Below are 23,294 nucleotides of genomic sequence, written 5' to 3'. Positions count from 1 at the left end.
GCTTTCTTATATTTGGTGTTTTAAAACCCGTTATTTTTTAGGGTCTTAGGTGCTGCCTTTGGAGGCGGGACCAATAGTTTAATTCAAGGATGTGATTGAATGACACAGATTATTGCCAACAGTGAAGTCATTATGCACTTTACGATTAAGATGGAAGACGGTTCCGTTGCAGACAGCACGAAAACATCAGGCAAGCCTGCTAAGTTAGTGATGGGCGATGGTAGCTTGACGGAGAATTTCGAAAAGTGTTTGATGGGCTTAAATGAAGGCGAAGCCGCCAGCTTTACATTAGAGCCAAACGATGCGTTTGGTATGCCAAATCCTGATAATATCCAGCACATGGATCGCACTTTGTTTGTCGGTGATGCACCTGCAGAAGAGGGGACGATTATTGCCTTCGCTGGGCCGGGCGGACAAGAAATTCCAGGCGTTATCACTGAAGTGGCTGGCGAATCAGTGACGGTAGATTTCAACCATCCATTGGCGGGACACCGCGTAATCTTTGACGTTGAAATTGTTAGCGTCAACTAAAAAAATATTGGTTATAAAGGCAACTCAATGAAAATCATGCTTGCTAACCCAAGAGGGTTTTGCGCCGGTGTTGACCGTGCTATCAGCATTGTCGAGCGTGCACTAGAACTGTATCAGCCTCCTATCTATGTGCGGCATGAAGTGGTTCACAATCGTTTTGTCGTGGAAGGCTTAAAGTCTCGTGGAGCCGTGTTCGTTGAAGAGCTCAGTGAAGTGCCAGATGACAGCATTGTTATTTTTTCTGCCCACGGCGTATCACAAGCTGTTCGTATCGAAGCTAAATCACGCAGTTTGACTGTGTTTGATGCGACTTGTCCTTTGGTGACCAAAGTTCATATGGAAGTTGCGCGTGCGAGTCGCAAGAATATGGAAGTGGTTCTAATTGGTCACGCTGGTCACCCTGAGGTGGAAGGCACCATGGGACAATATGCCAGTGAAACGGGCGGCATGTACTTAGTGGAAACGCCTGATGATGTGCATTCACTTAATGTGAAAGATCCTTCTAATTTGCACTACGTTAGTCAAACGACGCTGTCTGTGGATGAAACCGCAGACGTGATCGATAGACTGCGTCAAGTGTTCCCTGAGATCCAAGGCCCGCGCAAAGACGATATTTGCTACGCGACCCAAAACCGCCAAGACGCGGTGCGTGAACTCGCGGCGCAATGTGATGTGATGGTGGTTGTCGGCTCAAAGAACAGCTCAAACTCCAATCGTCTGCGTGAATTGAGCGAAAAGCTCGGAACGCCAGCGTATTTGACCGATTGCGCGGAAGACGTGAAAGCTGAGTGGTTTGAGAGCAAGGTGAAAGTGGGTGTCACGGCGGGAGCATCTGCGCCTGAAGAGCTTGTGAATCTCATTATTGCTCAAATTGAAGCGTATGGCGGTACGGCAGTAGAAGAGCTTAAAGGGCGTGAAGAAAACATGTTCTTTGAAGTGCCGCGAGAGCTGCAAGTTAAGCATATCGACTAACAACACGTTGATTATTTAAGATTGTATTAAAGGAGCCTTTGGCTCCTTTTTTCGTTTTACGTCGTGACCAATTGCTTCAACGAGGAACAGGTATGTTTGAAGCATGGCTCGGATATACATCACTGTTTGAAAAAGGTAGAGTGATAAACGAATGATTTCATGGCGCTGCGTTGATGTGGCGTTGACCGAGAGTAAGAAGGGGATTTACATGGTTCGCATTGCAATTGCGGGCGCTGCTGGCCGTATGGGTCGACAGCTAATTCAAGCCACGGATGGAATGGAAGGCGCAATACTGGCTGCTGCAAGTGAACGTCCAGAATCCAGTCTTATCGGTACTGATGCCGGTGAGCTTGCAGGTATTGGTAAACGCGATGTCACCATTGTTGATGACTTAGCAAAAGTGGCTGATGATTTTGATGTCATTATTGATTTTACCGCACCCGTTGTGACATTGGCGAATCTTGCGCTTTGCCAAGCGCACGGAAAAAAATTGATCATTGGTACAACTGGCTTCACCGAGGAACAGCGTGCTCAGATTGACGCTGCTGCTGAGGGTGTCGGCATCGTAATGGCACCGAATTACAGTGTTGGCGTGAACCTTGTCTTTAAGTTGCTTGAGAAGGCAGCGAAAGTGATGGGCGATTACTGCGACATTGAGATTGTTGAAGCGCACCACCGTCACAAGGTCGATGCTCCTTCGGGGACGGCGATTGGCATGGGGGAGGCCATTGCTGGCGCAATGGGCAATAAGTTGAGCGATGTTGCTGTCTATGCGCGCGAGGGCATCACTGGCGAGCGAACCCGCGATGAAATAGGTTTTGCGACGATTCGTGCTGGCGATATCGTAGGTGAGCATACTGCCATGTTTGCTGATATTGGCGAGCGTGTGGAAATTACCCACAAAGCGACAAACAGAATGACATTTGCCAATGGCGCTGTACGTGCTGCGATCTGGCTGAATGCAAAAAATGCAGGGTTCTTCACCATGCAAGACGTATTAGACCTAGACGCACTCTAATTAAAAAATGATTAACTATGCAGCCTGTGCACGCCGGCTGCATAGCATTTCTTTCGTTTTATCCTCCTAGCGCTTTTACCCCTTCCCTTATGCTAAGGTCTAGTTAATGCCTGCTTTCAAGGCTTAGTGGCGCGTTCCCTCTGTACTGCCTCCAAATAACAACATAAGTGCCCATTGGGAAACGGTTGCGTATAGCAATGACTGTTTTTTTGTTTGTATGCCTAATAAGGGGCGGTAAATGATATGTCCTGAGCTTCAAATTATGACTTTCGCCTAGGATTAATGGGGTTTTTATGGGCTTGGTGGTGAAATTCATATAGGTTGGCTGAAAGTTATGTTCTTTTTTACCTGTTCTGTTGACACATTCCGCAGCTATCACTAGAATGCGCGCAATTTGTCAAATTTCGGCTTGACGTCGAAGTGGCAATTGTATGGAATGACTTAATGCGAATTTATCTATTTATTTTGCATTTTTATTGATTTGGAGGTTGTCTTGAGCAAGTCTGCGCTCTTAGTCCTAGAAGATGGGACTGTATTCCACGGTGTGTCCATTGGTGCTGATGGTTCCGCTGTTGGTGAAGTTGTTTTTAATACCTCGATGACGGGGTACCAAGAAATTCTCACTGACCCTTCCTACTCTCAGCAAATTGTTACTCTCACTTATCCTCACATTGGCAACACCGGTACTAATACCGAAGACGAAGAATCCTCAAGAATCCACGCGCAAGGCCTGGTCATTCGCGACCTTCCCCTCATTGCTTCAAACTTCCGCAGTCAACAAACACTTTCTGATTACCTTAAATCTCAAAACATCGTTGGCATCGCTGACATCGACACCCGTAAATTGACACGTATTTTGCGTGAAAAAGGCGCTCAAAACGGCTGTGTTGTTGCGGGTGACAACCTTGATGAAGCATTGGCACTTGCTAAGGCAAAAGCATTCCCTGGCCTAAAAGGCATGGATTTGGCGAAAGAAGTGACCACGGCGGAATCTTACGAGTGGAAACAAGGCTCTTGGACGCTTGAAGGCGGCCTGCCAGAAGCAAAAGACAATAGCGAATTGCCATACCATGTCGTCGCGTATGACTTTGGTGCAAAACGCAATATCCTGCGCATGCTGGTGGATCGCGGTTGCCGTTTGACTGTAGTGCCAGCGCAAACGTCTGCTGAAGAGGTTCTGGCGCTTAACCCAGATGGCGTATTCCTATCGAACGGCCCTGGTGACCCAGAACCATGTACTTACGCAATTGAAGCGACAAAAACTTTCTTGGACAAGGGGCTGCCAGTTTTCGGCATCTGTCTTGGTCACCAGATTCTGGCTCTCGCATCGGGCGCTCAAACGGTGAAAATGAAGTTTGGTCACCACGGCGCAAACCACCCAGTTAAAGACTTGGATCGCAACGTAGTGATGATTACGTCGCAAAACCACGGTTTTGCCGCTGATGAAACAACACTTCCTGAAAATCTACGTGCTACTCACGTATCGCTATTTGATGGCTCTTTGCAAGGTATCCACCGCACAGATAAGCCAGCCTTTAGCTTCCAAGGGCACCCTGAAGCGAGCCCTGGTCCGCACGATGCGGCACCACTTTTTGATCACTTCATTGAACTTATTAAGCAACACAGCGCGTAATCCGGAGTAGCAGAGAATGCCAAAACGTACAGACATAAAAAGTATTCTTATTCTAGGCGCAGGCCCAATTGTTATTGGTCAGGCGTGTGAGTTTGACTATTCAGGCGCGCAAGCTTGTAAAGCGCTGCGTGAAGAGGGTTACCGCGTTATTTTGGTGAACTCTAACCCAGCCACCATCATGACAGACCCAGAAATGGCAGATGCAACTTACATCGAGCCAATCCAATGGGAAGTAGTTCGCAACATCATTGAAAAAGAACGCCCTGATGCGGTTCTGCCGACCATGGGTGGTCAAACGGCATTGAACTGTGCGCTTGAACTTGAAAAGAACGGTGTTCTGGCTGAGTTCGGCGTAGAAATGATTGGTGCAACGGCGGATGCGATTGATAAAGCGGAAGACCGTTCACGTTTCGATAAAGCAATGAAATCAATTGGCCTAGACTGTCCTCGTGCAGACACCGCAAAAACCATGGAAGAAGCTTACGGCGTTCTCGATATGGTAGGTTTCCCTTGTATCATTCGTCCTTCGTTCACCATGGGTGGCACGGGCGGCGGTATCGCTTACAACAAAGAAGAATTTGAAGAAATCTGTCGCCGTGGTTTGGATCTATCGCCAACCAACGAGCTACTCATTGACGAATCATTGATTGGTTGGAAAGAGTACGAGATGGAAGTGGTCCGTGACAAAGCGGATAACTGCATCATCGTGTGTGCGATTGAGAACTTTGACGCAATGGGCATCCATACGGGTGACTCTATCACTGTCGCTCCAGCGCAAACGCTGACAGATAAAGAATATCAATTGATGCGTAACGCATCGCTAGCGGTTCTCCGTGAAATCGGCGTAGAAACAGGCGGCTCAAACGTTCAATTTGGTATCAACCCGAAAGATGGCCGTATGGTTATCATCGAGATGAACCCACGCGTTTCTCGCTCTTCTGCGCTTGCATCAAAAGCAACAGGCTTCCCGATTGCAAAAGTAGCCGCCAAGCTAGCGGTTGGTTTTACTCTTGATGAGTTGATGAATGACATCACTGGTGGTGCAACCCCAGCTTCATTCGAACCAACCATCGATTACGTTGTGACTAAGATCCCTCGTTTTAACTTCGAGAAGTTCGTAGGTGCTAACGACCGTCTAACCACACAGATGAAATCTGTGGGTGAAGTGATGGCAATTGGTCGTAACCAACAAGAATCACTGCACAAAGCACTACGTGGCCTAGAAGTGGGTGCGACAGGCTTTGATGAGATGGTCGATCTGGATGAGCCAGATGCAATGACCAAGATCCGTCATGAATTGAAAGACGCGGGTGCTGAGCGTATTTGGTACATCGCCGATGCATTCCGTGCAGGCATGTCTGTGGATGGCGTATTTAAGCTGACCAACGTTGACCGTTGGTTCTTGGTACAGATTGAAGACATCGTCAAAATCGAAGCGGAAGTGAAAGAAAACGGCTTCGCAGGTTTGAACAAAGACGTACTTCGCAAGTTAAAGCGCAAAGGCTTCGCGGATGCGCGCCTGAGTAAACTTTTGGGTGTGAGTGAGAGTGAAATTCGTAAGCTTCGTGACCAATACGATATTCACCCTGTTTACAAACGCGTTGATACTTGTGCAGCAGAGTTCTCTTCTGACACGGCGTACATGTACAGCTCTTACGATGACGAGTGTGAGTCTAACCCTACAGACAAAGATAAAATCATGGTGCTTGGCGGCGGTCCAAACCGTATCGGTCAAGGCATTGAGTTTGATTACTGTTGTGTGCACGCATCACTGGCGCTTCGCGAAGACGGCTACGAAACTATCATGGTTAACTGTAACCCTGAGACGGTTTCTACTGATTACGACACCTCTGACCGTTTATACTTCGAGCCAGTAACGCTGGAAGACGTATTAGCGATTGCACGTGTTGAAAAGCCAAAAGGCGTTATCGTTCAATACGGTGGTCAAACACCTCTGAAGTTGGCTCGCGCATTGGAAGCGGCAGGCGTACCTATTATTGGTACTAGCCCAGATGCGATTGACCGCGCAGAAGACCGTGAGCGTTTCCAATCAGCTGTTGACCGCTTAGGCTTGAAAACGCCAGAAAACGCCACAGTGACCGCGATGGAACAAGCGATTGAGAAGTCGAAAGAGATTGGCTTCCCATTGGTTGTTCGCCCATCTTATGTTTTGGGTGGTCGCGCAATGGAAATCGTTTATGACGAAAGTGATTTGCGCCGTTACTTCAACGAGGCAGTCAGCGTTTCGAATGAATCTCCAGTCCTTCTTGACCGTTTCCTTGATGATGCGACTGAAGTGGACGTGGATGCTATCTGTGACGGCGAGCGCGTCGTGATTGGTGGCATCATGGAGCATATCGAACAAGCCGGTGTTCACTCTGGTGACTCTGCATGTTCTCTGCCAGCTTATACCTTGAGCCAAGATATTCAGGACGAGATGCGTCGCCAAGTTGAAAAACTGGCGTTGGAGTTGGGTGTTCGCGGTCTGATGAACACACAGTTTGCAGTAAAAGACGGTGAAGTTTATCTGATTGAGGTAAACCCGCGTGCTGCACGTACGGTTCCGTTCGTGTCGAAAGCCACAGGTGCACCCCTAGCGAAAATTGCGGCGCGTGTTATGGCTGGCCAATCACTTGAATCACAAGGTTTCACACAAGAAATTATCCCGCCTTACTACTCAGTAAAAGAAGTGGTGTTGCCATTTAACAAGTTCCCGGGCGTTGACCCACTGTTGGGCCCAGAAATGCGCTCTACCGGTGAAGTCATGGGCGTGGGTGACACATTTGCTGAAGCGTTTGCAAAAGCGGATCTTGGCTGTGGCAAGCAATACAGCGAAAAAGGCCGCGCACTACTGTCTGTTCGTAACAACGACAAGCAGCGTGTTGTTGACCTTGCCGCGAAGCTTATCAAGCTTGGCTTTGAGCTGGATGCAACGCACGGTACGGCGGTAGTTCTGGGTGAAGCGGGCATTAACCCACGCCTTGTGAACAAAGTACACGAAGGTCGTCCACACATTCTTGACCGCATTAAGAATGGTGAATACAGCTACATCATTAACACCACTGAAGGCCGTCAGGCGATTGAAGATTCGAAAGTACTTCGTCGCGGCGCTCTGGCTGAGAAGGTGAACTACACGACAACGCTAAACGCAGCGTTTGCAACGTGCATGGCACATGCAGCGGCAGACCTGTCGAAAGTGAACTCTGTACAAGAGTTGCACGCTCGTGTGGCAGAAAAATACGGGAAAGCTTAATCCCTTTCTTGGAAACAAAGATATAACCAATGAGCCAGCAGGAAGCTGGCCTAGATAACCTCCTTGCCCGCCAAATTGGCGGGCTTTTTTGTGTTTGGAATTGGCCAAATGAATACGAGTGCAGCGTGTTATTGCACAACCAAATTTCAATGCTCACTGTCATGAAATCTTCATGATTTGCTCTCGGTTGAGTGTTTGATTGAGGACTAAATGAGAGTAGTATTGCCTCGTCGCAATACTGCGGCACTTTTGGAGAAAACCATGAACGTTATCGACCATCCTCCGAGTTGTCAGGGAGGCCAGTAAGATCGGCGGTTTCATTTGTGAATCTTCACATTTCGACTGCCCAGTCGGAATGATCTCTACGCTTCTATTCCCAGCGCCTCCCCAACATTCAGAGTGAAAATACGCAAGGAGACCCTTGGTCTTCAATCATGCATTGTGAGAAATCTCAGGGTGTGAGAGCGATTCGCCGCTGTGCTTCTAAAAACAGACAGACGGCATCGAACTTCGTATTTTCATGGTCGTTACCCTCACCAGATAACTAACATCTGGCACTAGCCAATCGGGAGGTTCGCTATGGCGGTAATGAATGCCACTATGCTGGAAAACCAGCAAAATTATGTCGCTGCGCATGAAATTGAAGCAGCAAAAAATGCGTTTCTTATTCACAGTGGAGAAGACAGAATTCGGTTGCTGTCTGTGATGCCTGTTGCTGAAGCGATTGGTGTACTGAATTGCTGTCCGTTGGGCTTGGTCAGAAAGCTACTTGATGATCTGGCTGAAACTGGCGATGCGATTAGGGTAAGGAAAATCGCGACTGGGCTAGGGCTCATCAATTCTGAGGTAGAGCCTGACGGGAACTATTTAGCTAATTCTGTCATGTCGCATGTCCGCCAGCGAATCGGTTGGATTATTGGACTCGCTTTGCTAGGGGTCGTTTCTGGGCTGATTATCTCGCACTACGAAGATTCGATCAGCCAGCTCATATTACTGGCTATTTACATGCCAGTGGTTGCGGCGGCAGGGGGAAATGCGGGATCACAAGCTGCCACCTTGGTGGTGCGTGCGATGGCGATGAACGAAGTGCGTCCATCTCACTGGCTATGTGTCATGTGGAAGGAAGTGCGTGTGGCTTTTGTTATCGCATTTGCGCTGGCGGCAGTGATCATGGCGAGGGTGATGCTTTTTAGCGACAGCTCTTCTTTGCCATATGGTTTTTCGTTGGATGATATCGCCATTGCAATTGGGGTAGCACTAATTATTCAAGTGATTTTGTCTACCACGATTGGAGGTGTACTTCCGTTGATTGCGACTAAGTTTCGTCTCGATCCCGCTGTACTTGTGAGCCCAGTGTTAGCCTCTGTGGTTGATATCAGCGGGATGGCGATTTACTTCATGACGGTTAATGCGTGGTTAGACTTGATGTGAGCAGCGCTTGGTAGAGCTCTCGTTCAAATTGGGTGATCGGGCTGGCCACGTTGCTAGGGCGATCATCCGATTTTGGAATGTGGTAGTTGGTTACCAGTTGCACAACGAGGACGTCTTGTCCTTGGTTGTTTTTCAATATTCCCGCGAGGTTGTAACTCCCATAGAGAGAGCCTGTTTTTGCCGTCAGCTTATTTTTGAGCGGAGCATGACGGACACTACTGCGATATTTCAAAGTCCCGTCCACACCCGATACAGGTAGCATCGCCAAGACGCCCAACTGCGGGTGTGAGTAAACATATTGAATCACTGACATTAACTGTGTGGCGGTCATTCGATTATTGCGAGACAACCCTGATCCATCCACGATCACAGCAGTGTTGAGGTCAATGTTAGTTTGTTGCTTCAATATTGCTTTTATCGCTGCTGCCCCGTTGCTAAATGAACCGGGTTGTTTGAAGTAGCGATGCCCAAGTGTCTTAAGGATGTTGTCGGCAATTAGGTTGTCAGAACGTTTAAGCATGGTGTTAAGCAACGCGTCTCGCGGGGCTGACTTGTGTACGGCGATGACGCGATCCTGATTTGTCGGTGATCCAAGTCGGATGTTGCCTTTCACGGTAATTGCTGCCTTTCTTAGCTCGGCTGCAAGCACGTCACTCACATACTTTTGAGGGTTTTGTACCGCGAACTTAAGAGGAAGAGGATTGGAACGGTGAACTAAACAACCACTCAGCTGATAGTGGTTGCTGTCGTTGTAATTAAGTTCTAAATCACAATGCTGGGTTTGTTGCTGTGCTTTGGTCACGGCAAGCGCATCTGTCGATATTTCTATCGGTTGATGCTCAGGAACAAACACGCGTGTTTGACGCTGCCCCTTGTTGCTGTATATCGAGCCTTGTACGCAGTTGCGCTCTAGGGCAATCGCTGATGATGGGGCGCTGTAGCAGACCCCCAGTATATCCCAAGGCCAACCGACTGCTCGCTCATATCCGGTAAATATCTCTTCATCAAGCCAGACGTCACCACGTATCTGGTTGATGCCCTTTGCTTTCAATGCGCTAACAAGTAGTTGTAAGTCTTTACGCTTTAGCGTCGGGTCGCCCCCAAACTTAAATACAATGTCTTTGCCCGATTGAAGTACTTTTGTCTCGAAGCTAAAGTCCGATGGAAGATATAGAGAAGCGGCTAGTGCCGTTACCACTTTTTGGGTGCTGGCTGGTGGGAGCAATATGTCGTCATCGCGCTCAACAAGCTGTTGGCCACTATTCACGTTATAAACAGATAGGGCAAGCTGACTTCCAGCAGGTAGCATAGCTTCAAGGGTATTGAGAGGCACTGAGAAGGCGGTCGCGGAGAAAAACGAACAAACGATTAGAACAAAGAGACGCACCATAAGAAGTTCCTGCAATCTAGGAAGATTCAGTATGGTACAAAAAACGCCTACTCGGAGGTAGGCGTTTTTGTTTCTAAATTAAGTGAAGTACTTAAGTTAGATTAGAAATCGTAACGTAGACCGAATACCATTTCGTCTTCTGCTTGGATCTTAGTTGCAACTTCGTTTTCGTTTAGAAGGTTGAAGTTGTAAGACACGTAAGTGCGGAAGTTGCTGTTGAAGAAATGCGTCGCGTCGATTGCGATAGAGTCAGCAGTGTCTTTTGACTCAGTTTCAGCTTTACCGTAAGTGGTGGTGAACTTGGTTTGGCCCATGGTGTAGGCTGCAGCGAATTCGTAACCAGTTAGGTCTTCTTTAACACCTGAAGTTTTGTTTTCACCATCTTTGTAAAGTGCAGCAACGTAGATGTCGCCCATGGTGTAAGAAACAGCCGCTTCGATTTGGCTTTCGGTCAGAGTGTTGGTGGTGTCTTGGTCAGCGTAACCTAGAGCCATTGCTAGACCGTTCTCCATTGCGTAAACCGCGCCTAGAGAGTAGCCTTTTTTAACGTCGTCATTTTCGCCAACGTAGTTAGCTTTAACGGTTAGGCCGCCAAACTCACCTTTGTACGCGATGTTGTTGCTAGTGCGGTCTGCAACGTCGATTTTTGAGCTTGCAACAGCACCATGGTAAGACATGATATCAGTGAAGTCAGTGATCATGCCTAGAGAGCCGTCGTTCAGACCGTAAGTTACTAGGCCGTATTCGGTACCGATACCTGCGAAGATGTAACGGTTCTCGTCTGCACTTTCGTCTGATTTGAACTCACGCTCGAAGAAACCAACACCGTAAGCGCCTTCGCCAATAGCGGTAGTGCCAAGGAAGTTTAGACGTACGCGGCTGTTGTCAGCCATGTCGCCATCTTGGATAGCTGCACGTGCTTCAGCGCGGCCACCGATAGCCATAGAAGAAGTACCGTCGTTGAAAACTTCAGCAGCAGAAACAGAGGTAGAAGCTAGAGCAGCTACAGCAAGTGCGATAAACGTTTTGTTCATTACGTTGTCCTTTATAAGATTTTGATTTTCGAGATGTAATCTCCAAACATCCCGATGGCATGTTTGTAACCGCTCGCGAAATGCAACTGTTAGTAAAACGATAAAAAAACAAATAGAAAACATTGTTTTTTATGTGGCGAGTTTATTTTAAATGGCTTTAAAACAGTTGCTTACAGAAATTCTGAAAGGTTCGATTCCATCTGTTATTTTTATAATTTTTCATCTTTTAGGTTTTTCTAAATACTGAGAGTTGAGTTTGTTTGTGTGATATGTGTCGAGGAATTATCATGGTGGATATGTTTAAAAAGGCTTTAGTAGAAGGTTGTTGTTTGTAAGGATCTACTGATATGGGCGTTAGGCACGGCCCTGAAAAAAATGGTAGGTGACCAGAGCAAGTAACTTGTTTACACTGAGGTATAAATATTCGTTTGCCGCGCTCATACCTTTGCTTGGGCGTGGCTTTGTTATTGCCAAAACGTAGGTTTTGGACATAGAGGTAATGTCGTTTATGGATAAGGTACCCATGACTGTTCGTGGCGAACAGCAGCTTCGTACAGAGTTAGAGCGTTTGCTGAAACGTCGTCCAATTATTACTCAAGCGATCGGTGAAGCTCGTGAATTGGGCGATCTTAAAGAGAATGCGGAATACCACGCAGCGCGCGAAGAGCAAGGCATTTGTGAAGCGCAGATTCGTGATATCGAATATAAACTTTCTGTCGCTCAAATCATCGATATTGCAAAGATGCCAAACAATGGCAAAGTTATCTTTGGCTCAACAGTGGGCTTGATAGACATCAATACTGACGAAGAAGTGTCTTACCAGATTGTTGGTGATGATGAGTCTGACATTAAAAAGCACCTGATCTCTATCAATTCGCCGATTGCTCGCGGGCTTATTGGTAAAGAAGCTGGCGATGAAGTATCTATCACTACCCCTGGTGGCGTGAAAGAATTCGAAATCGATAGCGTTGAATACGTTTAATCGAATAAAAATGTTAGCGGTTATTACCATCGCAGAAACAAAAAAGGCCGCTTAGCGGCCTTTTCTTATTTACGTGGTAGTTCGATTTTGCGCTCTTTGCTTGGGCGATACAGAACAAGCACCTTACCGATGACTTGAACTTTTTCTGCCTTAGTTTCACGAACAATTGCGTCTACAATCAGGTTCTTAGTGTCGCGGTCTTCAGAGGCCACTTTCACTTTAATCAGTTCGTGGTGATCGAGAGCGATTTCAATCTCAGCAAGCACGGCTTCTGTTAGGCCATTGGCACCCATCAGAACGACAGGTTTAAGTGAGTGTGCCAGACCTTTTAGATGCTGCTTTTGTTTTGTGCTTAGATTCATGTTGACTCGATTTGTTGTTTTATCGGGGTTGAAAACGTGACATTCTACCGCCATATCCTTTCAAACTGAACAAATATCCCCCTAAGTAGTCCGTTAACATTTAACGGTCGGAAATGTGGGCTAGGTAAAACATGAGTAAAAAGAAACACTCAGCGAGTTCTGGCCGCTGGTTGAAAGAGCATTTTGATGATAAATATGTTCAAGAAGCCCAGAAAAAAGGATTTCGTTCACGCGCAATTTTCAAATTGGATGAAATTCAAGGTAAGGACAAGCTGCTAAAACCGGGCATGACTGTGGTCGATTTGGGAGCCGCCCCTGGTGGTTGGTCTCAATACGCCGTAGAGCAAGTTGGAGACAACGGTCAGGTTATTGCGTGTGACATTCTTCCTATGGACTCCTTGCCGGGTGTAAGCTTCTTGCAAGGTGATTTTCGCGAAGAAGCAGTGTTGAACGCATTGTTGGATCGTATTCAACCAGACATGGTTGATGTGGTGATGTCAGACATGGCGCCCAATATGAGCGGTAATTTGGCATCTGATCAACCCAAAGCAATGTACTTAGTTGAACTTGCAATGGAAATGTGTCGCGAAGTTCTTGCTCCAAATGGTGCTTTTATTGTCAAAGTTTTCCAAGGTGAAGGGTTTGATCAGTATTTGGCTGAAGTGCGTAAGATGTTCAAAGCGGTGAAAATCCGTAAACCAGACTCCTCTCGAGCTCGCTCGCGTGAGGTGTACATTGTGGCTACAGGTTATAAACTGTAGTACTCTACTATTATTACTAAAGTTTCCGCGGAGCTAACACCTTGAGTGACATGGCAAAAAACTTGATTCTTTGGTTGGTTATCGCTGTTGTACTGATGTCTGTGTTCCAGAGTTTTGGACCAGGCGACAGCGCGGGCCGTCAAGTCGACTACACAACGTTCGTCCAAGAGATAGGACAGGATAAACTACAGGATGTACAGTTCGATAATCGCGAACTGAAAGTGACACGTCGTGATGGCACGAGCTATGTCACCTACATGCCTGTTCTCCAAGATCCTAAGCTTCTAGACGACCTTATCAATTCTAAAGTTCAGGTTCGCGGTACGCCTCCTGAAGAACCAAGCATTCTTGCTTCAATTTTCATCTCTTGGTTCCCAATGCTTCTGCTTATCGGTGTGTGGATTTTCTTCATGCGTCAAATGCAAGGCGGCGGTGGCAAAGGGGCGATGTCTTTCGGTAAATCGAAAGCGCGCATGATGAGCGAAGAGCAAATTAAAACAACGTTCGCTGATGTCGCTGGTTGTGACGAAGCAAAAGAAGACGTTAAAGAACTGGTTGATTACCTGCGCGACCCAAGTCGCTTCCAGAAACTCGGTGGTAAAATTCCAACGGGTGTCTTGATGGTTGGTCCTCCTGGTACAGGTAAAACCTTGCTGGCTAAAGCCATCGCAGGTGAAGCGAAAGTACCATTCTTTACGATTTCTGGTTCTGACTTCGTAGAAATGTTCGTGGGTGTGGGTGCATCTCGTGTCCGTGACATGTTCGAACAAGCGAAGAAAACATCACCTTGTATCATCTTTATTGATGAAATTGATGCTGTAGGTCGCCAACGTGGTGCGGGTCTAGGTGGTGGTCACGACGAACGTGAACAAACGCTAAACCAGATGTTGGTCGAAATGGATGGTTTCGAAGGTAACGAAGGTATTATCGTTATCGCCGCAACAAACCGTCCAGACGTTCTAGATCCAGCATTGTTACGTCCTGGCCGTTTTGACCGTCAAGTCGTTGTTGGCTTGCCTGACGTCCGCGGTCGTGAACAAATTCTTAAAGTACACATGCGTAAAGTGCCACTGGGTGGTGATGTTGAAGCATCTCTTATTGCTCGTGGTACGCCAGGGTTCTCAGGTGCAGATCTGGCAAACTTGGTGAACGAAGCGGCATTGTTTGCAGCTCGTGGTAACAAGCGTGTTGTGTCTATGGTTGAGTTTGAACTCGCGAAAGACAAAATCATGATGGGTGCCGAGCGTAAATCGATGGTACTTACAGAAGAGTCCAAAGAATCGACTGCTTATCATGAAGCTGGCCATGCTGTTGTTGGTCGCCTAGTGCCAGAACACGACCCTGTCTACAAGGTGTCTATTATCCCTCGTGGACGCGCATTGGGTGTGACCATGTATCTTCCTGAACAAGATCGCGTGAGCATGTCTCGCTTGCACCTAGAGTCGATGATTTCGAGTCTTTATGGTGGACGTTTGGCGGAAGAGATTATTTACGGTGTCGATAACGTTTCTACAGGGGCCTCGAACGATATTGAGCGAGCCACTGACATTGCTCGTAAGATGGTTACTCAATGGGGTTTCTCAGAAAAACTGGGTCCATTGTTGTATGCCGATGACGAGGGCGAAGTATTCCTTGGTCGTTCTGTTGCGAAATCTAAGCATGTTTCGGATGAAACGGCGCGCCTTATCGATAGTGAGATTCGTGAGCTTATTGACCGTAACTATTTACGTGCGCGTAAACTCATCGAAGAAAATATGGATATCATGCATGCAATGAAAGATGCATTGATGAAGTATGAAACTATTGATGCAGCGCAGATTGATGACTTGATGGAACGCCGCCCAGTGCGCGAGCCTGCGGGTTGGACTACTGACGACAGTTCAGATAACACGCCGAAGAAGCCTGATGCAGAAGCAAAATCAGAATCTTCTTCAGATGACTCGGGATCTAAACCGGTCGATCCAGACAACCAGTCAGAAGCGTAATCGCCTCGTTAGCTATTTCAAACCCCGGGATTACTCGGGGTTTTTCTTTTGGTAGTGATAAATTCTCGCCTAAAACAAAGTCCGACTATGATACTGACCAGTAAAGAATTCTCTCTCGACCTGTCTTCTCCAAAAGTGATGGGTATCCTTAACGTCACGCCCGATTCGTTCTCCGATGGTGGGAAGTTCAGTCACCTTGATACGGCGCTTTATCATGCTGAGAATATGCTCAGTGCAGGTGCGTCGGTATTAGATATTGGTGGTGAGTCAACAAGGCCAGGGGCGGCAGATGTATCGCTCGATGAAGAACTCTCAAGAGTCATTCCTGCAATCGAAGCTATTAGAAAAAGGTTTGATTGCTGGATTTCTATTGATACCAGCAAAGCGGCGGTTATGACGGCAGCGGTAAATGCAGGTGCTAATCTAATCAATGACGTACGTGCACTACAAGAGCCCAATGCGCTTAACGCAGCAGCCTTGGCTGATGTACCAGTGTGTATTATGCACATGCAGGGACAACCTCGTTCAATGCAGGTTGATCCTACGTATGTGGATCTTTTCGAAGATATCCATCGTTTCTTTGATGAGAGAATTGATGCCTGTTCTGCAGTGGGCATTGCCAAAGAAAAGCTCATTTTGGACCCAGGCTTTGGGTTTGGTAAGACACTTACACATAATTATCAGTTACTAGTAAAACTGGAATCGTTTCATCGTCATGGGCTGCCTATACTTGCGGGTATGTCTCGGAAGTCTATGATTTTTAAATTATTGGAAAAATCCCCTACTGATGTGTTGGGGGGGAGTTTAGCTTGCGCCACTATTGCTGCTTCGAAAGGAGCGCAGCTCATTCGTGTACATGACGTAAAAGAAACCGCCGATATGGTTCGTGTTGTCAGCATGATGCAAGAAGCAGCAGATCTACTTGGAGATACACAATGACAGAACGTAAATACTTCGGCACCGACGGTGTACGCGGTAAAGTTGGCCAATTCCCAATCACGCCAGACTTTATGCTGAAACTGGGTTGGGCTGCAGGACGAGTGCTTAGCCAACAAGGCACAAAGAAAGTCTTGATAGGAAAAGATACGCGTATCTCTGGCTATATGCTTGAATCAGCGTTAGAAGCAGGGTTATCTGCAGCAGGTCTTCAGGCCGCATTTACTGGCCCAATGCCAACACCTGCCATTGCGTATTTAACGCAAACGTTCCGCGCCGAAGCCGGGATTGTTATCTCTGCCTCACACAACCCGTATTATGACAACGGCATCAAATTTTTCTCGTCAGAAGGCACCAAACTTCCTGATGAAGTTGAACTTGCTATTGAAGCTGAGCTTGAAAAACCACTGACCTGTGTGGATTCTGCGGAACTGGGTAAGGCAAGCCGCATCGTAGACGCTGCTGGTCGTTACATTGAATTCTGTAAAGGTACGTTCCCGTCAGAAATGAACCTGAAAGGCCTTAAGATCGTTATCGATTGTGCACATGGTGCGACCTATCACATTGCACCTTCAGTGTTCTCTGAATTAGGCGCTGATATCATTGCAATGGGTGTAGAACCAAACGGTACAAACATCAATGCAGAAGTGGGTGCAACGGATGTTCGCGCACTTCAAAAGCGTGTTGTAGAAGAAGAAGCCGTTCTGGGTATTGCCTTTGATGGTGATGGTGACCGTATCATCATGGTTGACCATGAAGGCAACAAAGTAGACGGTGACCAAATCGCTTATATCATCGCACGTGAATCCTTACGTCGCGGTGAATTAAAAGGTGGTGTGGTGGGCACTCTTATGACCAATATGGGCATGGAAGTAGCACTGAAGCAACTCGGAATTCCATTTACTCGCGCTAAAGTTGGCGATCGCTACGTGATGGAAAAACTGCTGCAAAACGATTGGAAAATTGGCGCTGAAAATTCAGGCCATGTGATCCTTCTTGATAAGGTGACCACGGGTGACGCGATTGTTGCAGCCCTTCAAGTGCTTGCTAGTGTCGTTGGCACTGGCTTGAGCTTGAAAGAGCTATGCGATGGCATGAGTATGTTCCCGCAGGTACTAGAAAATGTGCGCTTTAGTGGAAGTAGCGATCCGCTAGAATCAGATGCAGTGCTGTCTGCTAAAGCAGCTGTAGAAGCAAAACTCGGTGATACAGGTCGCGTACTGCTTCGTAAATCCGGCACAGAGCCACTCATACGCGTTATGGTGGAAGGCGAAAATGCTGAAGAGGTTCAAGCCTATGCGCTTGAGATTGCAGAAGCGGTGAAAGCGAACTGCTAACCTGCAAAAAGCACGATAGAAAAACGACATGGAGTGGGAGTCAAGGTGGTTACAAGATGTGCAAACGGGATGAAAACTACCGTTTTTTTGCATTTTTCTCTTGTTTCACCGTCTGGCATTCGTTAGTATTCTCCCGCTCCCAATGATGGGAGTTGCGCTAGTGAACTTAAATGTCAGCTGGCTCAACAATTTGGAACATAGGTGGAACCCATGTACGAAATTCTACTTGTGATTTATCTGTTGGCCGCGCTCGGTGTTATTGGCCTGGTTTTGGTTCAACAGGGTAAAGGCGCAGATATGGGAGCCTCTTTCGGGGCTGGGGCATCAAATAGTGTATTTGGCTCTGGCGGCTCTGGAAACTTTCTGACCCGAATGACTGCGATTTTCGCAACTGTATTCTTTGTACTTAGCTTAGTGCTAGGTAACTTAACATCTCACCAAATCCAATCGGGTAGTGAGTATGAAGACCTGAGTGTGCCATTGACTGAGCAGACGCAGGCAGGTGATGTTCCAGCTACTACTGGTAGCAATAGCGACATCCCTAACTAAGAAATAGATTTGCCGAGGTGGTGAAATTGGTAGACACGCTATCTTGAGGGGGTAGTGCCTGTATAGGCATGCGGGTTCAAGTCCCGCTCTCGGCACCAATTTAAAAATCCTGAAATATGGTTCACAGTACTTGTATTAGTGTGTGAGGCGAAGATATACTATTCGCCATCGGACGCGGGGTGGAGCAGTTTGGTAGCTCGTCGGGCTCATAACCCGAAGGTCGTCGGTTCAAATCCGGCCCCCGCAACCACTTTACGGTGATTGTTTAGAGAGACCAAAACAGTCACTGGTCATGGGCAACCATGACACAAGGGTCCAGTTGCATTAAACCCCGATATTCGGGGTTTTTTGTTATCTGAAGATGACCATTCGGATGGATAACTGGGCTTTTTAGCCCTTTTTTTATTTCTGGGGTTTGTATGACAGGATTAGAAAAACAGCTTTTCGCTATGCTTGAAGCACCTGTTGCGGCGTTAGACTATGAGCTTGTAGGGCTTGAGTTTGTTCGCGCTGGACAGCACTCAACCCTTCGTATCTTTATCGATCACGAGAACGGCATCACAGTTGAATCTTGTGCTGAAGTGAGCCGTCAGGTTAGTGCAGTCATGGACGTAGAAGATCCAATTACTGTGGCTTACCACCTTGAAGTTTCATCTCCAGGTTTGGAGAGACCACTTTTTATCGCTGCACATTACCAGCGTTTTATTGGTCATGAAGTCAACATAGTGCTGAAAATGGCTATGCAAAACCGCCGCAAATGGAAAGGCGTCATTCTTTCTATGGAAGGTGAGACTGTGACCATCAACGTCGATGGCAACGAAGAAGCGTTCGCCCTGAGCAATATTGCCAAGGCCAACCTGGTTCCTTCATTTTAAGCTTAAATGAGGCATTAGTTCATGAACAAAGAAATCTTGGCTGTCGTCGAAGCGGTATCCAACGAAAAAGCAGTTCCTCGCGAGCGCATTTTTGAAGCGTTGGAAACAGCGCTGGCAACGGCCACTAAGAAAAAACACGAAGCAGAGATCGAAGTACGTGTTGTAATCGACCGTAAAACGGGCGAATTCGAAACGTTCCGTCGTTGGGAAGTTGTTGAAGAAGTCACTCAACCAACTCGCGAAATCACGCTTGAAGCTGCTCAGTTTGAAGATGAAACTATGGTAGTTGGTAGCTTCGTAGAAGACGACATCGAGTCTGTTACGTTTGACCGCATTACCACACAAACCGCGAAGCAAGTTATTGTACAAAAAGTACGTGAAGCTGAGCGTGAGCAAGTGGTTGAGCAGTTCATGGACAATGAAGGTGAGCTGATCACTGGTATTGTGAAGAAAGTTAACCGTGATGTGATCATCGTTGACCTTGGCAATAATGCAGAAGCGGCAATCCAACGTGACGATCAGTTGCCACGTGAAAATTTCCGTCCAGGCGACCGCGTGCGCGGTTTGCTGTATGCTGTGCGTCCAGAAGCGCGCGGCTTCCAATTGTTCATGACTCGCTCTAAGCCTGAAATGCTGATCGAACTGTTCCGCATTGAAGTGCCAGAAATCGGCGAAGAAATGATCGAGATCATGGGCGCAGCCCGCGATCCTGGCTCACGTGCAAAAATTGCCGTGAAGACAAATGACAAGCGTATTGACCCTGTTGGTGCGTGTGTTGGTATGCGTGGTGCGCGAGTTCAAGCCGTTTCGGGTGAACTAGGTGGCGAGCGTATCGATATTGTTTTATGGGATGACAACCCAGCGCAATTGGTTATCAATGCGATGGCACCTGCTGAAGTTGCGTCTATTATCGTAGACGAAGATACCCACACAATGGATATCGCAGTTGAAGCTGACAATCTGGCGCAAGCGATTGGTCGTAACGGTCAAAACGTACGTCTAGCATCACAACTAACTGGTTGGGTGTTGAACGTGATGACTGTTGAAGATCTTAAGAAGAAGCACCAGGAAGAAGCGGGTCAGTCTATTGAGCTGTTTAGTAAGCACCTAGACATCGACGAAGACTTCGCAGCAATGTTGGTTGAAGAAGGTTTCACCACATTGGAAGAAGTGGCTTATGTGCCAGCCGCAGAGCTAATGGAAGTTGACGGTCTTGATGAAGATACCGTTGAAGAACTGCGTAGCCGTGCGAAAGAAGCACTGACCACTATTGCATTGGCGAAAGAAGAAATCCTTGACGGTGCAGAGCCTGCTGAAGACCTGTTGGGTCTAGAAGGCTTGGAGCGTGATATGGCGTTCCGCCTGGCGACAAAAGGTATCTGCACATTGGAAGATCTGGCCGACCAAGGCACTGATGATCTTCTAGATATCGAGGGAATGGATGAAGTTAAAGCGGGCGAGCTTATCATGGCAGCACGCAATATTTGCTGGTTCAGCGACGAAGCTTAAGCGCAGCAAAGGAGGAGCAGAATGTCAGAAGTTACAGTTAAATCACTGGCGAGCGAGATCGATACGCCGGTAGATCGTTTGCTTAAGCAGTTTCAAGATGCAGGCATTCAAAAGTCAGCAGAAGACAGCGTAAGCCAAGATGAGAAGCAGACTCTGCTTTCGCATCTGAAGCGTGAGCACGGCGACGATGGTAGCGCTCCAACTCGACTGACGTTACAGCGCAAAAAACGCAGCACCTTGAGTGTTTCTGGTGCTGGCGGAAAGAGTAAGGATGTTCAGGTAGAAGTGCGCAAAAAGCGCACCTACGTGAAGCGCAGCGACCTCGAAGAACAACGTGTAGCGCAGGAAGCTGCACAACGTGAAGCTGAAGAAGCAGCACAGCGTGAGGCTGAGGAAAAAGCCCGTCGCGAAGCTGAAGAAGCAGCGAAGCGAGAAGCCGAAGAAAAAGCAAAGCGTGACGCTGAAGAAAAAGCGAAACGTGACGCCGAAGAAAAATTACGCGTTGCGGCTGAGAAATCAAAAGCTTTGAACGAGACTGCAGAGCAAAAAGCATCTCGTGAAGCTTCTGAGGCGCAAGCAAAAAATGAAGCTGATGAACTCAAGCGTCGCCAGGAAGAGGAAGCCAAGCGTAGAGCTGAAGAAGAAAGTCAGCGCCAGCTAGAAGAGGCACGCAAGATGGCAGAATTGAACGAAGAGCGTTGGAGTAAGCAAGAAGTGGTAACAGATGTAATGGAAGCAACAGATCATCACGTTACAACTTTCCAACATGCACGCGAAGCAGAAGACGAAGCGGATCGCCGCCAAGAAGCTGCACCACGTCGTCGCAAGAAGAAAAAATCAGCACAAGATAAAGACGACTCGTCAGCAAATCGCGGACGTGGTGGTAAAGGCGGCAAGCTGAAAGGCCGTATGTCTAAGCCAACGTCTATGCAGCATGGTTTCCAGAAGCCAGCACAGAAAGTTAACCGTGATGTAGAAATCGGCGAAACTGTCACTGTTGCTGAACTTGCTAACAAGATGGCTGTTAAAGCTACCGAAGTTATCAAAACCATGATGAAGATGGGCGCAATGGCGACCATCAACCAAGTTATTGACCAAGAAACTGCAGCACTGGTTGCAGAAGAAATGGGTCACAAGGTTGTTCTTCGTAAAGAGAACGAACTTGAAGAAGCGGTCATGCTGGATCGTGATGACAGTGCAAAACGTGAACCACGTGCACCTGTTGTTACTATCATGGGTCACGTTGACCACGGTAAAACATCGCTACTTGATTACATTCGTAAAGCACACGTTGCTTCTGGCGAAGCCGGTGGTATTACCCAGCACATTGGTGCATACCACGTTGAAACTGAAAACGGCATGATCACCTTCTTGGATACTCCAGGACACGCAGCGTTTACATCAATGCGTGCACGTGGTGCTAAAGCAACGGATATCGTTGTTCTGGTTGTTGCAGCGGACGATGGCGTAATGCCACAAACTATCGAAGCTATCCAGCACGCAAAAGCGGCCGATGTGCCACTTATCGTTGCTGTGAACAAGATCGATAAAGAAGCTGCTGACCCAGATCGCGTGAAGAATGAACTGTCTCAGCACAACGTTATGTCTGAAGACTGGGGCGGCGAAAACATGTTCGTTCATGTTTCTGCTAAACAAGGTCTTAACATTGACGAACTGCTTGAAGCAATCTTGCTGCAATCAGAAGTTCTTGAGCTTGAAGCCGTACGTGACAGCATGGCGAGCGGTGTGGTTATCGAATCCCGTCTAGACAAAGGCCGTGGCCCAGTTGCTACTGTTCTTGTACAAGAAGGTACGCTGAAAAAAGGCGATATCGTTCTTTGTGGTCTTGAATATGGCCGTGTTCGTGCAATGCGCGATGAGAACGGTAAAGATGTTGAAGAAGCTGGCCCGTCTATCCCTGTCGAAATCCTGGGTCTTTCCGGTGTTCCTTCTGCAGGTGATGAAGCGACTGTTGTTCGTGATGAGCGTAAAGCGCGTGAAGTTGCTCTTTACCGCCAAGGCAAATTCCGTGACGTTAAACTGGCTCGTCAGCAGAAAGCGAAACTGGAAAACATGTTCTCTAACATGGCTGAAGGTGAAGTGTCTGAGCTGAACATTGTACTGAAAGCTGATGTACAAGGTTCTGTTGAAGCCATTGCTGACTCACTGGTTAAACTGTCTACTGACGAAGTAAAAGTGAAGATCGTAGGTTCGGGTGTTGGTGCTATCACCGAAACCGATGCGGTTCTAGCTGCTGCTTCAAACGCTATCTTGGTTGGCTTCAACGTTCGTGCTGATGCGTCTGCGCGTAAGACGATTGATGCTGAAAGCTTAGATCTGCGTTACTACTCAGTGATCTACGCCCTAATTGATGAAGTGAAACAAGCGATGAGCGGTATGCTTGCGCCTGAGTTCAAACAAGAAATTATGGGTCTGGCTGAAGTACGTGAAGTCTTCAAATCACCTAAGATTGGTGCAATTGCAGGCTGTATCGTTTCTGAAGGTACCATCAAGCGTAACAACCCAATCCGCGTACTGCGTGACAACGTTGTTATCTATGAAGGTGAGCTAGAGTCACTGCGTCGCTTTAAAGACGATGTCAACGAAGTAGCGAAAGGCTACGAGTGTGGTATCGGCGTTAAGAACTACAACGATGTTCGCACTGGCGACCAAATCGAAGTATTCGAAATCGTTGAAGTGAAACGCACCATCGAATAATAGCTACCTGTAACAGGT

18 protein-coding genes and 2 tRNA genes are annotated in these 23,294 nt (G+C 47.4%); 17 read left to right on the top strand and 3 right to left on the bottom strand.

What is annotated here, in order from left to right; all coding sequences use genetic code 11:
* Window positions 1-99: 99 nt before the first annotated feature.
* The 6 genes from fkpB (at window position 100) to L4D06_RS11595 (ending at window position 8,838) form a co-directional block, all read left to right on the top strand.
* Window positions 100-531 (top strand): FKBP-type peptidyl-prolyl cis-trans isomerase, encoded by a 432-nt coding sequence (fkpB, locus tag L4D06_RS11620; protein ID WP_274164959.1) that lies wholly within the window; start codon window positions 100-102, stop codon window positions 529-531.
* 27 nt (window positions 532-558) lie between these two features.
* Window positions 559-1,503, top strand: a complete 945-nt coding sequence (ispH, locus tag L4D06_RS11615) for a 4-hydroxy-3-methylbut-2-enyl diphosphate reductase (RefSeq protein WP_274164958.1) — start codon at window positions 559-561, stop codon at window positions 1,501-1,503.
* A 208-nt stretch (window positions 1,504-1,711) separates the two neighbouring features.
* The gene (dapB, locus tag L4D06_RS11610; protein WP_429739612.1) at window positions 1,712-2,521 is read left to right on the top strand and encodes a 4-hydroxy-tetrahydrodipicolinate reductase; all 810 of its coding nucleotides are present in this window, start codon (window positions 1,712-1,714) and stop codon (window positions 2,519-2,521) included.
* A gap of 493 nt (window positions 2,522-3,014) precedes the next feature.
* Window positions 3,015-4,154 carry a glutamine-hydrolyzing carbamoyl-phosphate synthase small subunit gene (gene carA, locus L4D06_RS11605; RefSeq protein WP_274164957.1) on the top strand — a complete coding sequence of 380 codons (1,140 nt, stop codon included), beginning with the start codon at window positions 3,015-3,017 and terminating at the stop codon, window positions 4,152-4,154.
* A gap of 16 nt (window positions 4,155-4,170) precedes the next feature.
* Window positions 4,171-7,407 carry a carbamoyl-phosphate synthase large subunit gene (gene carB / locus L4D06_RS11600; RefSeq protein WP_429739534.1) on the top strand — a complete coding sequence of 1,079 codons (3,237 nt, stop codon included), beginning with the start codon at window positions 4,171-4,173 and terminating at the stop codon, window positions 7,405-7,407.
* Between the two features lie 579 nt (window positions 7,408-7,986).
* On the top strand, window positions 7,987-8,838 hold the full coding sequence (locus L4D06_RS11595; RefSeq protein WP_274164955.1) for a magnesium transporter: 852 nt from the start codon (window positions 7,987-7,989) through the stop codon (window positions 8,836-8,838).
* Here the strand turns inward: L4D06_RS11595 and dacB are convergent.
* Both dacB and L4D06_RS11585 read right to left on the bottom strand, forming a co-directional pair.
* Window positions 8,813-10,228: a serine-type D-Ala-D-Ala carboxypeptidase gene (gene dacB / locus L4D06_RS11590; protein WP_429739532.1), complete on the bottom strand. Its 1,416-nt coding sequence runs from the start codon at window positions 10,226-10,228 to the stop codon at window positions 8,813-8,815. The two genes, L4D06_RS11595 and dacB, sit on opposite strands and share 26 nt — an antisense overlap.
* Window positions 10,229-10,329: 101 nt before the next feature.
* The gene (locus L4D06_RS11585; RefSeq protein ID WP_429739530.1) at window positions 10,330-11,262 is read right to left on the bottom strand and encodes a porin; all 933 of its coding nucleotides are present in this window, start codon (window positions 11,260-11,262) and stop codon (window positions 10,330-10,332) included.
* A 508-nt stretch (window positions 11,263-11,770) separates the two neighbouring features.
* Here L4D06_RS11585 and greA point away from each other — a divergent pair.
* Window positions 11,771-12,244, top strand: a complete 474-nt coding sequence (greA, locus tag L4D06_RS11580) for a transcription elongation factor GreA (protein ID WP_274164952.1) — start codon at window positions 11,771-11,773, stop codon at window positions 12,242-12,244.
* A 65-nt stretch (window positions 12,245-12,309) separates the two neighbouring features.
* Here greA and yhbY read toward each other — a convergent pair whose 3' ends face one another.
* On the bottom strand, window positions 12,310-12,606 hold the full coding sequence (yhbY, locus tag L4D06_RS11575) for a ribosome assembly RNA-binding protein YhbY (RefSeq protein WP_028023831.1): 297 nt from the start codon (window positions 12,604-12,606) through the stop codon (window positions 12,310-12,312).
* Window positions 12,607-12,737: 131 nt separating this feature from the next.
* Here yhbY and rlmE point away from each other — a divergent pair, with 131 nt between their 5' ends.
* The 10 genes from rlmE (at window position 12,738) to infB (ending at window position 23,276) form a co-directional block, all read left to right on the top strand.
* On the top strand, window positions 12,738-13,367 hold the full coding sequence (rlmE, locus tag L4D06_RS11570) for a 23S rRNA (uridine(2552)-2'-O)-methyltransferase RlmE (RefSeq protein WP_028023830.1): 630 nt from the start codon (window positions 12,738-12,740) through the stop codon (window positions 13,365-13,367).
* A 41-nt stretch (window positions 13,368-13,408) separates the two neighbouring features.
* Entirely contained in the window at window positions 13,409-15,352 is a 1,944-nt protein-coding gene (ftsH, locus tag L4D06_RS11565) for an ATP-dependent zinc metalloprotease FtsH (RefSeq protein WP_429739527.1), read from the top strand.
* An 87-nt stretch (window positions 15,353-15,439) separates the two neighbouring features.
* The gene (gene folP / locus L4D06_RS11560) at window positions 15,440-16,291 is read left to right on the top strand and encodes a dihydropteroate synthase (protein ID WP_429739525.1); all 852 of its coding nucleotides are present in this window, start codon (window positions 15,440-15,442) and stop codon (window positions 16,289-16,291) included.
* Entirely contained in the window at window positions 16,288-17,625 is a 1,338-nt protein-coding gene (gene glmM, locus L4D06_RS11555; protein ID WP_429739523.1) for a phosphoglucosamine mutase, read from the top strand. Before folP ends, glmM begins: the two co-directional genes overlap by 4 nt.
* A 210-nt stretch (window positions 17,626-17,835) precedes the next feature.
* Window positions 17,836-18,174 (top strand): preprotein translocase subunit SecG, encoded by a 339-nt coding sequence (secG, locus tag L4D06_RS11550; protein ID WP_274164948.1) that lies wholly within the window; start codon window positions 17,836-17,838, stop codon window positions 18,172-18,174.
* 11 nt (window positions 18,175-18,185) lie between these two features.
* Window positions 18,186-18,272, top strand: a tRNA-Leu gene (locus L4D06_RS11545).
* A gap of 75 nt (window positions 18,273-18,347) precedes the next feature.
* A tRNA-Met gene (locus tag L4D06_RS11540) sits at window positions 18,348-18,424 on the top strand.
* Window positions 18,425-18,593: 169 nt separating this feature from the next.
* Window positions 18,594-19,049: a ribosome maturation factor RimP gene (gene rimP, locus L4D06_RS11535; RefSeq protein ID WP_274164947.1), complete on the top strand. Its 456-nt coding sequence runs from the start codon at window positions 18,594-18,596 to the stop codon at window positions 19,047-19,049.
* 21 nt (window positions 19,050-19,070) lie between these two features.
* On the top strand, window positions 19,071-20,558 hold the full coding sequence (nusA, locus tag L4D06_RS11530) for a transcription termination factor NusA (protein ID WP_274164946.1): 1,488 nt from the start codon (window positions 19,071-19,073) through the stop codon (window positions 20,556-20,558).
* Between the two features lie 21 nt (window positions 20,559-20,579).
* Window positions 20,580-23,276 (top strand): translation initiation factor IF-2, encoded by a 2,697-nt coding sequence (gene infB / locus L4D06_RS11525; RefSeq protein ID WP_028023823.1) that lies wholly within the window; start codon window positions 20,580-20,582, stop codon window positions 23,274-23,276.
* Window positions 23,277-23,294: the final 18 nt, after the last annotated feature.

Source organism: Enterovibrio makurazakiensis, from assembly GCF_050336585.1.
Lineage (GTDB): Bacteria > Pseudomonadota > Gammaproteobacteria > Enterobacterales > Vibrionaceae > Enterovibrio > Enterovibrio gelatinilyticus.
Note: the sequence above shows the minus strand (reverse complement) of the source record. Positions and strands in the feature narration are given on the sequence as shown.

Coding starts and splice junctions, on each gene's coding strand:
- fkpB (WP_274164959.1), top strand. CDS start 100: ATGACACAGATTATTGCCAACAGTGAAGTCATTATGCACTTTACGATT.
- ispH (WP_274164958.1), top strand. CDS start 559: ATGAAAATCATGCTTGCTAACCCAAGAGGGTTTTGCGCCGGTGTTGAC.
- dapB (WP_429739612.1), top strand. CDS start 1,712: ATGGTTCGCATTGCAATTGCGGGCGCTGCTGGCCGTATGGGTCGACAG.
- carB (WP_429739534.1), top strand. CDS start 4,171: ATGCCAAAACGTACAGACATAAAAAGTATTCTTATTCTAGGCGCAGGC.
- L4D06_RS11595 (WP_274164955.1), top strand. CDS start 7,987: ATGGCGGTAATGAATGCCACTATGCTGGAAAACCAGCAAAATTATGTC.
- dacB (WP_429739532.1), bottom strand. CDS start 10,228: ATGGTGCGTCTCTTTGTTCTAATCGTTTGTTCGTTTTTCTCCGCGACC.
- L4D06_RS11585 (WP_429739530.1), bottom strand. CDS start 11,262: ATGAACAAAACGTTTATCGCACTTGCTGTAGCTGCTCTAGCTTCTACC.
- greA (WP_274164952.1), top strand. CDS start 11,771: ATGGATAAGGTACCCATGACTGTTCGTGGCGAACAGCAGCTTCGTACA.
- yhbY (WP_028023831.1), bottom strand. CDS start 12,606: ATGAATCTAAGCACAAAACAAAAGCAGCATCTAAAAGGTCTGGCACAC.
- rlmE (WP_028023830.1), top strand. CDS start 12,738: ATGAGTAAAAAGAAACACTCAGCGAGTTCTGGCCGCTGGTTGAAAGAG.
- folP (WP_429739525.1), top strand. CDS start 15,440: ATGATACTGACCAGTAAAGAATTCTCTCTCGACCTGTCTTCTCCAAAA.
- glmM (WP_429739523.1), top strand. CDS start 16,288: ATGACAGAACGTAAATACTTCGGCACCGACGGTGTACGCGGTAAAGTT.
- secG (WP_274164948.1), top strand. CDS start 17,836: ATGTACGAAATTCTACTTGTGATTTATCTGTTGGCCGCGCTCGGTGTT.
- rimP (WP_274164947.1), top strand. CDS start 18,594: ATGACAGGATTAGAAAAACAGCTTTTCGCTATGCTTGAAGCACCTGTT.
- nusA (WP_274164946.1), top strand. CDS start 19,071: ATGAACAAAGAAATCTTGGCTGTCGTCGAAGCGGTATCCAACGAAAAA.
- infB (WP_028023823.1), top strand. CDS start 20,580: ATGTCAGAAGTTACAGTTAAATCACTGGCGAGCGAGATCGATACGCCG.